11 protein-coding genes are annotated in these 15,559 nt (G+C 49.5%); 8 read left to right on the top strand and 3 right to left on the bottom strand.

Annotated features, from left to right (window positions below):
* Window positions 1-80 precede the first annotated feature (80 nt).
* From KNO70_RS02425 to KNO70_RS02435, 3 genes are read left to right on the top strand one after another with little or no spacing between them, the layout of a single operon-like run.
* Window positions 81-1,160, top strand: a complete 1,080-nt coding sequence (locus KNO70_RS02425) for a hypothetical protein (RefSeq protein ID WP_143404783.1) — start codon at window positions 81-83, stop codon at window positions 1,158-1,160.
* A gap of 28 nt (window positions 1,161-1,188) precedes the next feature.
* Window positions 1,189-1,575 (top strand): hypothetical protein, encoded by a 387-nt coding sequence (locus KNO70_RS02430; protein WP_078147469.1) that lies wholly within the window; start codon window positions 1,189-1,191, stop codon window positions 1,573-1,575.
* A 9-nt stretch (window positions 1,576-1,584) separates the two neighbouring features.
* The gene (locus KNO70_RS02435; protein ID WP_078147468.1) at window positions 1,585-2,022 is read left to right on the top strand and encodes a hypothetical protein; all 438 of its coding nucleotides are present in this window, start codon (window positions 1,585-1,587) and stop codon (window positions 2,020-2,022) included.
* A 140-nt stretch (window positions 2,023-2,162) separates the two neighbouring features.
* Here KNO70_RS02435 and KNO70_RS02440 read toward each other — a convergent pair whose 3' ends face one another.
* Entirely contained in the window at window positions 2,163-4,247 is a 2,085-nt protein-coding gene (locus KNO70_RS02440) for a heparinase II/III domain-containing protein (RefSeq protein ID WP_214811106.1), read from the bottom strand.
* Window positions 4,248-4,614: 367 nt separating this feature from the next.
* Between KNO70_RS02440 and tnpB the strand changes: the two genes are divergently transcribed.
* Together tnpB and KNO70_RS16220 are read left to right on the top strand one after the other, a co-directional pair.
* Window positions 4,615-5,787, top strand: coding sequence for an IS200/IS605 family element RNA-guided endonuclease TnpB (gene tnpB, locus KNO70_RS02445; RefSeq protein ID WP_214811108.1), 1,173 nt, complete (start codon window positions 4,615-4,617; stop codon window positions 5,785-5,787).
* An 82-nt stretch (window positions 5,788-5,869) separates the two neighbouring features.
* Window positions 5,870-5,992 (top strand): hypothetical protein, encoded by a 123-nt coding sequence (locus tag KNO70_RS16220; RefSeq protein ID WP_256439553.1) that lies wholly within the window; start codon window positions 5,870-5,872, stop codon window positions 5,990-5,992.
* Between the two features lie 46 nt (window positions 5,993-6,038).
* On the opposite strand, the gene KNO70_RS02450 is transcribed toward KNO70_RS16220, so the two are convergent.
* The gene (locus tag KNO70_RS02450) at window positions 6,039-6,902 is read right to left on the bottom strand and encodes a tyrosine-type recombinase/integrase (protein ID WP_214811116.1); all 864 of its coding nucleotides are present in this window, start codon (window positions 6,900-6,902) and stop codon (window positions 6,039-6,041) included.
* Window positions 6,903-6,915: 13 nt separating this feature from the next.
* Window positions 6,916-7,359 carry a sigma factor gene (locus KNO70_RS02455; RefSeq protein WP_214811118.1) on the bottom strand — a complete coding sequence of 148 codons (444 nt, stop codon included), beginning with the start codon at window positions 7,357-7,359 and terminating at the stop codon, window positions 6,916-6,918.
* A 352-nt stretch (window positions 7,360-7,711) separates the two neighbouring features.
* Between KNO70_RS02455 and KNO70_RS02460 the strand changes: the two genes are divergently transcribed.
* From KNO70_RS02460 to KNO70_RS02470, 3 genes are all read left to right on the top strand, one after another.
* The gene (locus tag KNO70_RS02460; RefSeq protein ID WP_214811120.1) at window positions 7,712-10,990 is read left to right on the top strand and encodes an Ig-like domain-containing protein; all 3,279 of its coding nucleotides are present in this window, start codon (window positions 7,712-7,714) and stop codon (window positions 10,988-10,990) included.
* A 148-nt stretch (window positions 10,991-11,138) separates the two neighbouring features.
* Window positions 11,139-13,232, top strand: coding sequence for a heparinase II/III family protein (locus KNO70_RS02465; protein ID WP_214811122.1), 2,094 nt, complete (start codon window positions 11,139-11,141; stop codon window positions 13,230-13,232).
* A 112-nt stretch (window positions 13,233-13,344) separates the two neighbouring features.
* Window positions 13,345-15,414, top strand: a complete 2,070-nt coding sequence (locus tag KNO70_RS02470; RefSeq protein ID WP_214811124.1) for a heparinase II/III family protein — start codon at window positions 13,345-13,347, stop codon at window positions 15,412-15,414.
* The last annotated feature ends 145 nt before the right edge of the window (window positions 15,415-15,559 follow it).

Here is a 15,559-nt window from a genome sequence, read left to right on the forward strand (position 1 = left end):
ATTAAACAAAAGATAGATAAAGTAAAAAAATTCAATTAAAATTAATGTATAACCTTTTATTAGGAAAGAATGGTGAAATGATGGATTTGGATGAAATGAAACAGAGAAGAATGAGATTGATGAATTCTGCAAATAAGAATTTAGATGATATGCAAAACATTAGATTGGAAACTGAACGTGTCTCTGAAATTGCGAGAAATCCTCACCGGGTTTTAGAAGACTTAGAAGAAATGTTCGAAAAGCAAACCGGATTAGGTAAAGTTGATATGACATTCTTATTTTTTGCGACAGCTCTCCAGTGCGTACGTCAGTATTGGTTGAGTAGTGACAAATTAAGATTTAAGAGTGATCAAGCAGCTAGCAAAGCAATGAAACCATTCACACCAATTTCTTTGAGCGGACCTGTTTCGTATGATGCGTTTAAAAAAGATATGTTCGTGGGAAACACCGGAATCAGTGGTGCGAATCATCGATTTACAACACTTGGTCACGATCCGTTATTAGGATGGATTTTTGGGACGGCAAATATTTTGTCAGATACAATTACCAAAAATAATTTCATGTTGGAATCATACAATACGAATTTAATTGGGAATGAATATAAAATTTCTGGAATCACTCATATTATAAGCGTTTTTGAGCGCTCTTTTCATCGTATCCAAGCGGATATTTTAGACCTCGTCAAAGCTGTATTAAAACATGCGATTCATCTAGGTTCAGATGCATTTACAAAAATGGGATTACCTATACCTATCCTCAATTCAATCAGTCCAGATTTATCCGCGACACTAGTGAAAAATTCAATTGACATATATAGTGTCGGTCGAAGTATGGCGCTATCATCATTTATAAATGCATTGATTGCAGCGATTCATTCTCTTTTCTATGATGAAGCGATACATCATAATTTAAAGCTTTATGAAGTAAAAACTAGAAAAATTTTGATGTATTCTAATGTGATCGCCACTTCAAGTAATTTGATTTATGTCGGGTTGCAGACGTATTTAGGTGATAAGACTGCACTAAAGAAGTTGGATGTTGGTGGGTTGATAATTACAATTCATAGAATCATCTCTGATGAGGCCTTTATTCGTCAAATCAAAGAAGAGTTTGTATTAAATGGATTTAAAAATAAGGTTATGGGTGAAAGTCATCTATAATTTTGAATACTTTAAGGGAGGATTAAACATGTTTAAGAAAAGAAAGAATTACTTTAATTATGTAGCAGGTCCTCTAGTGATGCCGAGTTTAATCGGTTTAAAAGGTGATGATGATTTAAAGAATTATTTTAAATCGTCACCTATATTCAAAAATGTCTATAGTTTAGGTGTTTCAGAAGGGAAAAAAGAAGGACTCATAGAGGCAGCGAACGTATTTGAAGAAAAGTTTAAAAGTCAGATAGAATCCTTTCTAGATAAGGAAGAGAATCTAGCAACGGATATTCAAGAACTTGAAAGACTTTTATTAGATGCTGAGGATTATATAAAGTTATTGTTAGCAGGAATTGAAAAAGAAAAAAATAATCAGATGAGATTTGAGAAATCAATTCGACTGAATTTTAAATCAGATGAGTGAGGATTATATATGGCATTTAACAAAAGAATTGTGAAGCTATTGATTCCAGGTGGGACAACACTTATACCTGTTGTTAAAAATGTTTCTAAACACGGTGTAAAAAAAGGGATTACTGAAGCGAAAAAGGAAATCGAATCAGACGCAAAAGAAGCGCTTAAAACGTCCATTTTTTCTAAAAAGATCTACGAATTAGGCCTTTATGATGGGCAAAAGCAGGGTTACATTGATTCATCTACAATTTATGAAGAAAAATTAAGAAGGCAGTCCATTGAATTTTTGACGAAAGAAATAGATCATAAGGCAGATTTAACTGAGCTAAATACATTACTAGAGGGGCTGGAAACATATATCGAATTTTTGCAACAGAAAGTCGATATAACTGAACAGGAGAACAAAAATTTGAAAGAAGCCGTCATTTTAGAAAACCGGCTTAAACAAGTTATGTAATATTGTTTTAATTACAAATGAGTAATAGATTGTTCGAACCATAATTATGAGAAGTTAAAAAATGACCTCAATGTCGTTGAGGTCATTTTTTACATATACAATTTATAAAAATATCATACGAGGTTGTTAAAAAGAATTGTTTAGATTGGTACACTGATCTGTCTCGTCTCTTTATTCGAGAGCGTGTACGTCACGATGTAGTTCGAACCGGATACTTTCACACTCGCCGACCGGATCGTCGTCTTCGACTGGTCGAGTCGGATGAGCGTGAGATAGCGCACGTCTTTCCCGGTGTTATACGAGATGACTTGCGGACGCGGCTTCCATTCGTAATCCTCGACGGCGACGAAACTCGTGCTGTTGCGCATCGATGAATTTTTCAGGTTGAGCTGCATGAGTTGGATCGTCCGACCGTTCGAGTCGCCATAGACGACGTTTTGGGTCGCCATCGAACTCTGGAGCAGTTTCAGACCTTCCGCAAGATGGAATCGTTGCACGAACTTCTCCTGTGTCGGGGAGCTGATCCGGTCATAGACGACGAGCGTCTGCGCCTTGTCATAGACGAGTGTCCGGCGATGGGTCGCCCCTTTACCGATGAGCTTGCTTTCGCCCATCGCAAGGAGTGATGGACCGAGGTTTTTGACGGTGACAATCTTACTCTTCTCGCGCATCGACGTGCTCAAGTCGAGATTCGCCCCGTCACGATGGACCGTATTGTGGGCGTCGACCCCGAAGACGCGCTGACGTTCTGGACGGTTCGTGTAGCCGTAGCGGCCCGTCTCGATGATGAAGTCCCGACCGAGCCCGTACAAGTCGATGCTCAAATCGTCGGCGTGCTTATGGGCACTACTGTGATAGCCCGCCGTCATCATCACTTGTGTCGCCTGATTGAAGGCACGCGGTGGGGCGGACCAATATTCCCGCATGAAGCTATACTGCGTGCTGATCTTCTTCACCGTGAGCGGTGGGCGTGACCCTTCTTTCCCACCGGAGACCGCATAGGCGAGCTGTGGGAAGTCGTCGATATGCGGGATAATCGACGTCGTGCGCCGAGCCCCGGACGTGTCCCCGAAAATCGGGAGCGTCCCGTTCGGCTTGACCATATACGTCAGCTGTTTCGGCATGTACTCGACACGGTTCATGCTGGACGGGAGCGTGAAGCGGTTCTCGTCCGCCCAGATGACGAAACGGTCGAGCACGTGATACATGTACGCCTGATAGCCCGGCGAATGCTCCAGATGGACGGCGTCCGACGTGATGCTGTGGCGAATCTGTTTATCGAGCCGGCTGTCGGCAATGGTTTTCCAATTCGCGCTTTGGTCAAACTGTGGGAACGTCTGTGCGATCGCCGTGAGCGCCATGTCTTGGAACACCCCGTGGTTATGTTCGTACTTATAAAAACTCGATGTCGCGAGCAACGTGCCATGCTCATGGAGTGTCCGCAACATGAGACCCGTGAATGCCGTGTCTTTGTAAAGGGACGACGACTTATACACGTCCCAGAAGTTCAATAAGTGGAACGTCCGGACCGATGTACCGTGGTCATTATATGGCCAGCGGTACTGTTTGTAGTTGGCGACGGGGTGGGCTTTCGTCCAACTTTTCACGACGCGCATCCCGTATTTCAAATACGCGGTGTCGCCTGTCGCATTGTAGGCTTGCGTCAATTGGTTCAATACCGTCAAATAGTGAATCTGGAACGGATACGAGTTGCTTGAAGAGCTTGGGATACTCCGATGCCAATCGAACGTGTCGATGTTTGGGACCGACAGACGATACGGTGTGGACGGGACGTACCAATTCCCCTTAAGGGCCCGGTTCGCGTAGTCGATTGCCTTCGCTTCGCTGAGACGCTCGTATTCATAAGGGACATGCGGTGCCATTTGTCGCATGTATTCGTGCGCCAGTCGTGCCGTCCCGCTCGATGTCAGGTTCGAACGGGTGATGGGATCGGCGAGTAAAAGCTTTGCCTGACTCTTCTTTATGTAGACTTTCTTCCCACCGCTCAGAGCGATGTAGTACCAACCGGACGTACTGATCGCCGCATAGCGCTTCGTCGTCGAGTAGGTCGCCACTTTCGTCAGCTTCCCGCTTTTCATCTCATAGACGATGGCGTTCGGGACAGAGCGGATATGGAAAGGGTTCGTCGCAGCCTGAGCGGAGTCGGTCGGGGTGACAGACCCCCACGCACCGATCAAGACGAGGACGAGTAAGATTCGTTTCATAGATACACCTCAAAAAATAGATTTACTTCTTTTTCAAAGTATACCATGAGGTGAGGTTATTTCCTTAATTTTCTATATTTTTAATTTCAAATAGGAAATGTATTCGACCTGTCAAAATAAAAGACTACCGAGACGGCAATCGGATTGAAGTGATAAAGTGACTCGGTGAGGACAGTCTAAAGCGTACAGATTGTGAAGGGGGGAAATACATTGAAACATGTTAGCTTGTTCCTACTACTTTTCTTTATCAAAATTAAGCGAGAATACTCCCACTTCTAAACGTTAAGGACAGGGCTTACGTGAAAGTGGGAGATGAATCGCCAGCCTTTTCTTCGGGTAAAATATCTTCAAAGGTGGTGACCGTCACATGGTGAAGCACAAGGGCTATAAATTCCGGATCTATCCGACGAAGGAACAGGAAATCCTGATCGCCAAGACGATCGGCTGTTCCCGGTTCGTGTTCAACCATTTCCTGTCGAAATGGGACGCGGCCCATGAAGCGACCGGCAAGGGACTGTCGTATGATGCCTGCTCGAAAGAACTTCCCATGCTCAAGCAGGAATTCGGTTGGTTGACGGAAGTGGATAGCACCGCCGTCCAGAACAGTGTCAAACACCTGGCCGACGCGTATAAGAAGTTCTTCAAGAAAAGGGGGAATCATCCTCGTTTCAAGTCGAAGCGAAACCCCGTCCAATCCTATACGGCGAACATCCAGGGCAATTCCCAGCTCCCCGAGGTCTCGATCGTCGGGAATCGACTCAAATTCCCGAAGCTGAAATGGCTGCGTTTCGCCAAATCGAGACAGGTCGAGGGTCGCATCCTGAGCGCCACGATCCGATGCACGGCTTCGGGTAAATATTTCGTCTCCCTTCTCGTAGAGCAGGAGATCGGTGAGCTGCCGAAGACCGGTTCATCGGTCGGCGTCGACGTCGGGCTGAAGAACTTCGCCGTTCTATCGGACGGCACATTGTACAAGAACGACCGTTACTTCCGTACGCTCGAGAAGAAGCTGGCAAGGGAGCAGCGCAAGTTGTCCCGTCGTCAGCGCATCGCCCTGAACAAGAGGGTGAGACTCTCCGAGGCGAAGAACTACCAGAAGCAGAAGCGGAAGGTCGCCCGCATCCACGAGAAGATCGCCAACAAGCGCACCGACTTCCTACATAAGGTGTCGACCGAAATCGTCAAAAACCACGACGTCATTGGCATCGAGACCCTGCAGGTGAAGGACATGCAGAAGGACCGCAAGTTGAGCAAGTCGATCGCCGAAGTGAGCTGGTCGGCGTTCTTTCGCATGCTCGAGTATAAGGCCGGCTGGTACGGCAAGACCGTCGTGAAGGTCGGGAAGACCTTCGCCTCGAGCCAATTGTGTTCGAGTTGCGGCCATCGACACCAAGACGTGAAACATCTTGGTCTGCGTGAATGGACATGCCCGGCTTGTGGGGTCCACCACGACCGTGATGTGAACGCAGGACTGAACCTCAGACAAGAAGCCGAGCGCATGTTGGCTTCTTCAACCGTCGGGACGACGGGGCTAGCCTGATCAGGTTCCGGCTGTCAGGTCGGATAAATCAGGAATCCCCCACCTCTAAGCGAAGCGTAGGTGGGGGTAGTTCAATACCGCGATGTTTATTTACGTCGTCTCTTTGACCGCGCCGCAACTTCTCGTGCCAATCGTGTATCTTGCGATTGCCGCATTGATTGGAATCATCGGATATCTATTGAAGGTATATGTGATGAAAAGATGATCAAAAATCCGGTCGCTCGTGGACCGGATTTTTTATGTTCCTTTGTTCACTCCAACGTCAGTCGTTCCACCGCATCCCGCAGATGGTCCTCGCGCACGCGGATGTAGCGTCGGGTCGTCTTCGGTTCACTATGACCGAGCAACTCGGACAAGGTAGTCTCCTTGACGCCCATATCATAGAGATGTGACGTGAAGGCGTGCCGGAGCGTATGCGACGTGACGGATGTACCGAGCACGTCCTCGGCGGCGCGTTTCAGGTGACGGTTGATCGTTGTCTTGCAGATGAGATCACCGCGGGCACTCGGGAAGACGTATGGCGAATCGATGCATCGGCGCTCTTCTTCCAGATACGTCGTCATCATCGCATGCGTCGCATCGTTCAGTGGGACCTTGCGCGGTTTTCCTGTCTTCGATTCGTGGATGTACAAGAGACGCGCGTTCAAATCGATCGCATCGAGTGTCAGCTGTCTCACCTCGTTGATGCGCATCCCCGTATGCAACTGGAGCGTCAAAAAGGTTCGATACAACGGGACGTCGATCGCATCGATGACTCGGTGTAAGTCGCTTGGCGTAGGGACGTCCGAAGGTGGACGTTCGGTCACTTTCACGCGAAGGTGATGAAACGGATTGTGCGTGACGAGTTGCTCGGTGATGGCCCAGTCATACAAACCACGGAGTGCGCTCAAGTAATTGTTGATGGTCACCGGTTGGCATCCTTCCGAGCGGAGGGCATTGATATACGGCATGACGTCCTGTCTCGTCTTGAAGTCATCGAGAGTTCGGTTCTGTCCCATGATTCTCTCGAAACGGGCGAACTTATAGGTCGCCTGACTGACCGTGTTGTCCGATTTTCCGGTCATGCGTAAGTAGTGGACGTGCTGGTCGACAGCGTCTTTCATGTGTAAAGTCATCTTCATTCTCCTCTTACTTATCGTCCTCACGGAGCATCCGCTGGAGTTCGGCCTTGTAGGAGCGGAGGCGGCTCGGGGAGTACCCGAGCGATGCTTCAGTTCCGTGAAGCATATGGCAGAGTAAGGTGAAATGACGATTTGGTAAAGTGGAACGCTTGTCGTCGAGCCAGAGGGACAGCGGCATCTCACTCTTGTCGATTTGCTCGGGGAGGCGCTCACTCGTCACCTCGTGTTGGAGTGTCTTCGCCTGTTTGGCACGCTCGTTCAAGATGGCCCCACGGATGCGGATGAAACAGTAGGTTTTCCCTAGCGTCTTACCGTCTTGGATGGCTCGCCATAGGGCAATCCGTGCCGTCTGGGCGGCATCGTCGACTTCGTTCGGATGAAGATGGAGTTGGCGGATGACGTAATAGATCATCGGTTCCCACTCTTTGATTTGTTCGTTTGCGTCTGGCATGATGAACTGCTTTCCCGCGCGCGTCTCAAGTTTCCTAGGTGGTTACAGCATAATGGTTGTTATGCGGTTTTCGCACCTCGCCAATCGTGTCGTTTCGTCAAATCAAATCGGATGTAGCCTCGAAATGCTGTATCTCATTTGCACCAAGCCTTATGGATCAAAAGCAGGGATTCTCTATAACAACCATTATAGGAGGACGGAAGGGGAAGCAATCTTCAGATTGTCGAGTCTTGTCGATAAATTTCGGACGACCTTATCAAAAAATATGTAGGCTAAATGAGGAGGGTGGTGATATATTAAATGTCGGAAAAATTTATTTTTTTACATAATAAAAAGAAAAAAGGGATGAAAAATGAATAAAAAATCCATTATTAAACAAACGATGATGATTTTTATGGTCATGATTTTGTTAGTCTCTACTTTGTCACCTGTCGAAGCATCGGGCACGCTGACCGTTCAGGCATTTGAGCCTGACAGCAAGATGCTCATGGGACAGACTTCGTACACAGAGCCATTATATTATGGCGTGGATCAAACGATTCGACCTGTTAGTGTGAAATCGGACGGAACGTTCACTGTCTCATTAGCTGAGGCAGTAGGGGAACGAATCGTGACATTCTATCAAAAGGATGACGTCTATTACAAACCAGTTCAGCGAGTGAGTGCCTCCGTGATTGAAAAAGGTCCGATCCCGCCAAACTTTTATGGAGTCGAATCTGGAAAGATGCAGCTTCAGTCAAATCCCGGTTATGAAATCATCGCGATTTATGATGGTGAAACATATCGGGGCGTCGAGGTACTTTCAATTCCCAAAAAACAAGGTAACGAAGTGAAAGCTTATACGAAAGCGTCAAATGGGAAACGAAGTGTCACTGGAAGCTATTCGTTCGATGATTCTTTTGATTTACCGATTCAGGTCGACTCGATGCAATGGAGTCAGTCGCGTGTTCACGGTACGACCTTGCCTTATCAGAATGTCCGTCTCACTCTTTATGACCGGACCCTTTCCACTGTCTCGGATGCGAATGGTCATTTCGAAGTAGAGTTGTCGATTCCGTTCGATGACTACATTAAAGGGCTCACAGGTAGAGTGGAAGTGCTCCATCCAAACAATGAAGTGCTTGTCGAGAAAGAAGTGAAGATTGATCCGGTCCGTTTGACTTCGGAGCAGCCTTACTATTCCGTCGCCCAATATTTCGGTGTGTACGGTGTGACAGATCCCGACATGACTGTTACATATGATGGAGAAAAAGTAACGGTAGACGAGTCAGGACTATTTTATATTTCACTTCGAACGGACGGAACGTCGCATAAAACCATCACATACAAAAAAGATGGAACTGTTTTAGCGGAACAATCGATTCGTCAGTACGTGGATTCTACGTTCCCCTTGACGATTGAGGCGACACCATCTACCGTATCGGGCAAACTATCGGGAGAAACAGAACCGAATGCTAAGCTATTCATCCGTTCTGATAACGGGGATTTCTCAGTACAAGCAGATTCTAATGGAAAGTTCTCTACGGAGTTACCGCTTTTTGAGTCGGGAGTATATGAATTCTATCTTCAAACAGATTTCGGGATGCAACGGTTATCTACGTCCATCTCGGTAAAAGAAGAACGCATGATTGCCGAGCCGACGGTACGCTTTTTGAATGAAACGATGTATATCGAGGCATCCTTACCGGCTCGGGAAGCAGAAGTGCAGATTATGCGTAAAAACGGGGAGATTGAAGTAGCTCGTACTTCATTATACGAAGGAAAAGGTGAGGTTCATATTCCGTACGGTTCGACTTATCGACTTCGAGTCAGTACGGGAGAACAGGTTTCTCCATATGTTGATGGCATCCATCAAGCGATGACTGCCCCGACGCTCACCCGTTTCATCGAAGGGGAGAAAGTGGTGTCGGGTCATGCAGAGCCGAATGCGACGGTCGTCTTCTATAATCGCGTCCAAGAATGGAATCCTGAGGGCACGAGAATGGAAGTGAAGACCGGGACCGACGGCGCTTTCTCCTTCACACTTCAACAAGAGTTAAAAAAATGGACCTATCGTTTCGCTGTCGAGAGTAGCGACAAGAAAAATATCACAACATATGAGTTTACGCCAAAAGATGAGACTGCACCAAATTTGACGATCAATGGTCAACCTAATACGACGACTCTCTCTGAAATGACAGAAACGGTTCGGGTACAGAGTGATGACCTCATTGATGACTTGAAAGTGGAATACTTTACTAACGGGGCTTGGGAAACGGTTGATTCGATTTCAAGATGGCGTTATGCTTTTGACTTAAAACCAAATACTGGGGCTACATTTAAAGAAGCAGGCGTGAGCCAAATTCGAATTCAGGTGGTCAACCCGAACGGATTAAAGCGAGTGGTCACACTTACTGTCAAAGACATCACACCTCCATCGCTCGTACTCGATCGGCTCTTATATGGGGACCAGGTCATCTCTGGCAAAACAGACCCGCTCACGTTAGTACGTTTCGGAAGAACAGGTGACGTTACACAACGTGCGGATGAAACGGGACGTTTCTCCTTTAAGCTTGATTATCCTGTATCCAAGTATTCAATGAATCTGTTTCCGGTCACCGTCGTGGATGAGGTCGGAAACAAACGGACGTTGACGCCGGACGTGTTCGACTATCGCATCGAGGACGTTCGAATCAACGCAGGCGGAACGAAACTGTGGTTGGCTAACGAAACACGCCGGATCAGTTACTCTGCCTACGACTTGATTGTGAATGGGCAAAAGATTAATCTGTCCAATTATGATACGACCATTAACTTGCCAGAGCCTGTCAGCTATCCGGTGAATGTGGAACTGCGACTTCGGAACGAGGATGGTACGGTACGTTATACATTCAGTAAGACACTCCAAGGTCCGTCCACGTTGACGACGCCGAAAAATTTGAAAGCTTCTTCAGACCGTCGGACGATCACGGGGCAACTAGATCCATACATCTCGTTCGATATTTACGACAAGTCTGGGAAACGCATCACCTCGAACCGTGCGAAGGCGGACGGAAACTTTGCGGTCGCCATCGTTCGACCGCTCGTGGCGAACGAATCGCTTCGCATCATATCGAAAGATGCATTTGGGCAGACAAAATCGATGACTTTCAAAGTCGCCGACAAGACGCCACCGGTCAAACCGACGATTCAACAAGTGGTCGTCCCACTGAAGCAAATCACTGGAAAGACAGAAGCGGGAGCGACCGTCCGCATCATGTATCGTAGCAAGACGTATACGACCAAAGCGGACTCAAAAGGCATCTATCGTTTGAACGTGTCGAACTGGCTCGCTGGTCAAAAGATCTCGGTGACGGCTCGTGATGCCGCTGGAAACACATCATCCGCGACAACGACCGTGATCCTCAAAGCCTTCCGGACGGCGAGTGTCTCGGCGATCCGCACGACGAGTACGTTTGTAAGTGGAAAAGCGGATGCGAGAGCGAGCGTCAAAGTGTATGCGAATAATCGCCAAGTCGGAAAGACGACACGGGTCGGGTCGAGTCAATCGTTCAAGATTGCCATTCCGAAACAGAAAAAAGGAACGAAGATGACCGTTCGCATCTATCGGGCAGGCTATGCCACGGTGGAACGGAAGTTGACGGTTTATTGATTTATGACACCCACTCCTCAACGAGTGGGTGTTTTTATATTGGAAAAATAATAAAAAAGGTAAATATAATCCAAAATAAAGTTGTTTATTCATAGATAGATGGATATAATTTACAGGGTAAAATCAAACAGAAACTGTGAGGAATATCATGAAACCTTTGTATACAAGATTGTCGATCGGCGTGCTGAGCGGGATGCTCCTGTTCGCCCCGGTCACGGCCGATGCGGCGGCAAACTCGGACTTTAACGCCCGTGTCGCCCCGTCGACGATGCTCCATCAAATGAAAGACAAGAAATTGGTCCCGCTCCAGAAGACGAACGCGACGAAAGAGTATCGCATCGTCCGCCCGTCCGGTTGGTACTATCTGGCCATGTCAGGCGGCAAACGCATTTACGTGAAGAAGAGTCAAGCCGAGGTCGTCCCGGCCCGCTCGTTGACGAAAGCACGGATCCAATCGGTGACAAACCGTCCGCTCATTCATACATACATGAAAGAGACCGATGCCCACATCCCGTATGAATATGATTCGCTCTCAACCGAAAGGGCGAAACAGTACGCGGATCAGGCACTCGCCGGCAATTGGTACATCCCGGCGGAGCCGAAACAATTGTCCGTACCGAACATCGACACGTTCAATTGGCATAAAGACGTCCCGGATGTCAACAATGACTCGTTCCCGTTCCAAATCCACTACATGACGGTGTTGAACCAATTGACGCAGGCGTATAACGACTCGGGCGACCTCGCCTATCTCAAATATGGCGAGCGTCTCGTTAAAAGCTGGACGAAAGCGCATCCGGCCTATAACTATAAACGACTCAAGTGGGGATACAACGACCAGGGCACTGCGCTCCGCGTCTTCCATCTATTGAACTTCTGGGACGTGTACAAGCAGACGTCGCTCAACAAAGACCCGGCGTTCACCGAGCTCATCTTGAAGACGCTGTACGAGCATGGCGAGATTTTAGCATCCGCTGACTTCTATAAAAAAGAGCACAACCATGGAATCTTCCAAGACATGGCGCTCACGGCGATTGCACAGACGTTCCCAGAGTTCGACAAGAGCAAGACGTGGCAGTCGCTCGCGAGCTCGCGCCTTCAGGCCCAACTCGCTTTCAGCATCTCGCCTGACGGGGTCCATCTGGAGCATTCACCGTACTACCACGTATATGTGTATGAAACGTTGTCGCAGTTTATCGAATGGGCCGACGCCAACGCCTTCGTCTTGCCGTCACGGTCGGGTTATATCGAGAAGATGCCGGACCAGCTCACCTATATGTTGAAGCCGAACCGGACGCTCCCGATCTTCGGTGATACGACTGGTTATTTAAAAGATATGAACATTATTCCAAAGACCGAGAACTATCCGGAACTCTCCTACGCCGTCAGTGGCGGGGCAGAGGGGACGGTGCCGCAACTGTTGACGAAACAACTCGGCGACCAGTACAGCTTCATGCGCGAATATTGGTCACGTCCACCGGAGTCGTTCTCGGGAGCGACCCAAGTGATGATGACGGCGGGGTATCATAGTACCGGTCACAAGCACGCCGATGACTTGAGCATCGATCTGTACGGGCTCGCCCGTGACTTCATCGTCGAGACGGGACGCTTTGGCTACTCGAAGGACCCACGACGCCGGGAAGTGTTCAAGGTCGAGGCGCACAACACCGTGCACCGCTATGGGGAAAATCTTGACTTGAGTAAAAGTATGGTCGGCAAGAGCCGAATCGTATCGGTCGAGGACAAGGGCGATACGAGTATCGCCATCGGAGAAAGTGCCCTCGTCGGGAAAGGTGCGACTCATCGCCGGACGCTTGTCTATGACAAGGCGAAGACGCTCGTCGTCTACGACAAGATCACTTCGCCGACTCCGGACATGTTCGTGCAGCGATTCCATCTCGGCGACGGCTTGAAGCCATACGCCGGTTCGACGGACGCGCAGAACGTGACGTTCCGGGATGACAAGCGCCGGACGATCCAGTTGATGCAGCTCGAGACGGACGAAGAGTCGTACATGTCGATTCAGCCGAGTCACTTGTCTGTCCGCAACTTCGAATGGAAGCCGCGTGAACAAGTCGTCTCGATCGAGTATGGGGATGACGTCCGTTACCTCACGCTCATCCGGATTGACCGGACGAGCACGTCGATCGTCGACGCCTCGTTAGCCGAGCAACCGGAGCAATACGTCGTCACGTATACGCTCTCGAACGGCACGACGAATACGATCAACGTACCAAAATGAGCAGGGCCCAGCGAAAGCTGGGCTTTTTGTGTGAACGACTGGGTAACTCTTGAATCCCACCATTTGCTAAGGTAGAATTTTCAAGTATAACAAATGACAAGTGAGGGAACGAATGGAACATTCAATCGCAAGACTCGTCGCCCAATTTGGCGGCTCGCTCGCGGCACGGGGGAGCCACGGGTGGGACGTCGTCATCTCGGCGGGGACGATGTGTTATCAGTGGAAAGGAAGACGGGTCGTACCGGAGGCGCGATTCGAGAAGACCGGGACGGGTCGGCTCATACGCCCGTACGGTTGTTATTACGTCGTTCGTCTTGGCGGCAGACAGACGCTCGTCTCAGCGTCCGATACGATGCTCGTCATGACGCGCCCGCTCACGAAAGCGAGGCTGTCCGACCGGATGGACCGCCTGCTCGTGCATCAGTACATCCAGGACAAGCGGCCGATCGCCCCGTATCGATATGAGCGATTGACGGACGACCAGGCCGTTCGCTTTGCGGACGGTGTCTTACAAGGCGACTGGTACATTCCGGCAGCACCCGACGCGTTACGTGTCGCGGACGTCGCCACGTTCGATTGGGATCAGATGGTGCCGCGGGTGGACAACAACTCCTTTTACCTCCAACTCCATTATTTGACGACCGTCCATCAGCTGACCCGTGCCTTCGAGGTGACGGGAGAGACGGCTTATGTGAAACACGCCGCCCGTATCGTCGATAGTTGGCATACACGTCATCCTGCATTCACGGTCAGTCGGAAACGTGAGGCGTACCATGAGCACGGCACGGCGATCCGTGTGTTCCATCTGCTCGGATTCTTTGAGGCGTACCGCTGTGCACCAATCGAACGTGACCCATCCATGACCGAGAAGTTATTGAAGATGCTATACGACCACGCCGTCCTGTTGGCGACGCCGACGTTTTATCGGCCGCGCCATAATCACGGGCTGTTCCAGGACATGGCGCTCTTCGCCATCGGATCCTGTTTCCCAGAGTTCGACCGAAGCCCGGAATGGGAACGGGTCGCCCGCGCGCGTCTCGATGCCCAGCTCGATTCGAGTCTCGCTATAGACGGGACCCATCTCGAACATTCGCCGGGCTATCACGTGTACGTCTATCATATGTTGAGCCGCTTCGTCGACTGGGCGAACGTGAACGGCTTCTCCTTATCCGACCGGTTTGACGTCATCGACGCGATGCCGGATCGCCTCGTCCATCTGATCAAGCCGAATCGGACCCTACCGATGGTCGGAGACACGGGCGGACAGATTCGGGGACGGCATCTGATTCCGGACGTCGAATCCCATCCGTCACTCGCTTACGCGTTGAGCGGGGGAGGGGAAGGGGTTTGTCCGTCTGAACGGATGGTGAACCTCGGCTCGAACTATGCCGTCATGCGTGAATATTGGACCCATGTAAAGCGTCCCTTCAGTGATGCGACCTATATTTTGATGACGGCGGGCTATCACGGTGCGGCCCACAAGCATGCGGACGACCTGAGCCTCGAACTGTACGGGCTCGGGCGTGACTTCATCGTCGAGACGGGGCGATATGGGTATGCGGACTGCGAGGAACGTTTGGAGGCGATGCGCGTCACGTCACACAACACCGTGCATCGCCTCGGGGACGAGCTCGACTTGTCGGTCGAGCGGGTCGGAGAAAGTGAAATTGTATCTGTTGAACCGATTGGAAAGCAGGTGGTGGCGACTGGGGTGAGCCGGCTCATCGGAAAAGGGGCCCTCCACACTCGGAAGGTCGTCTACGATCAAGCGCGGACGCTCGTCGTCTTCGACCGTATCACGTCACCAGAACCGGATCTGTTCGTCCAGCGCTTCCATGTGGCGCCGGGGCTCGACCTCGTCGAGGGGTCGCCGGAGTCCCAGAACGTCCGGTTCATGGATGCGTCGAATCGCGCCATGCAGATCGTCCAACTCATGACAGGGGAAGAATCGTATATGACGATCGAAGAAAGTCACGTGTCGCCTCGTGATTTCGAATGGGTGAGTCGTCCACAGGTCGTATCCATCGAATGTGGCACGGACGTCCGCTTCTTGACCCTCATCCGACTCGACCGGACGCATTCTCGCATCGTGAAGACGCAAGTGGAAGAAACAGGGGATAGGTACATCGTCTCATATTGGCTTGAGAGCGGGACGAAGCACGTCATCCGAATTCCATATTGACTCGATTATAAAAAAAACAGACGAATTTGAGTTTTTCCTTGATGATTTTTGCCAACAATATTACAATAATTGTATAAGAATCATGTATATCATTTACATATGCGAAAATGTTTGGATGATGATAGGGATAAAGTCATACATTCTT

It is taken from the genome of Exiguobacterium sp. s181, from assembly GCF_018617125.1.
In the GTDB taxonomy this organism is placed as follows: domain Bacteria; phylum Bacillota; class Bacilli; order Exiguobacteriales; family Exiguobacteriaceae; genus Exiguobacterium; species Exiguobacterium profundum.

Coding starts and splice junctions, on each gene's coding strand:
- KNO70_RS02425 (WP_143404783.1), top strand. CDS start 81: ATGGATTTGGATGAAATGAAACAGAGAAGAATGAGATTGATGAATTCT.
- KNO70_RS02430 (WP_078147469.1), top strand. CDS start 1,189: ATGTTTAAGAAAAGAAAGAATTACTTTAATTATGTAGCAGGTCCTCTA.
- KNO70_RS02435 (WP_078147468.1), top strand. CDS start 1,585: ATGGCATTTAACAAAAGAATTGTGAAGCTATTGATTCCAGGTGGGACA.
- KNO70_RS02440 (WP_214811106.1), bottom strand. CDS start 4,247: ATGAAACGAATCTTACTCGTCCTCGTCTTGATCGGTGCGTGGGGGTCT.
- tnpB (WP_214811108.1), top strand. CDS start 4,615: ATGGTGAAGCACAAGGGCTATAAATTCCGGATCTATCCGACGAAGGAA.
- KNO70_RS16220 (WP_256439553.1), top strand. CDS start 5,870: ATGTTTATTTACGTCGTCTCTTTGACCGCGCCGCAACTTCTCGTGCCA.
- KNO70_RS02450 (WP_214811116.1), bottom strand. CDS start 6,902: ATGACTTTACACATGAAAGACGCTGTCGACCAGCACGTCCACTACTTA.
- KNO70_RS02455 (WP_214811118.1), bottom strand. CDS start 7,359: ATGCCAGACGCAAACGAACAAATCAAAGAGTGGGAACCGATGATCTAT.
- KNO70_RS02460 (WP_214811120.1), top strand. CDS start 7,712: ATGAATAAAAAATCCATTATTAAACAAACGATGATGATTTTTATGGTC.
- KNO70_RS02465 (WP_214811122.1), top strand. CDS start 11,139: ATGAAACCTTTGTATACAAGATTGTCGATCGGCGTGCTGAGCGGGATG.
- KNO70_RS02470 (WP_214811124.1), top strand. CDS start 13,345: ATGGAACATTCAATCGCAAGACTCGTCGCCCAATTTGGCGGCTCGCTC.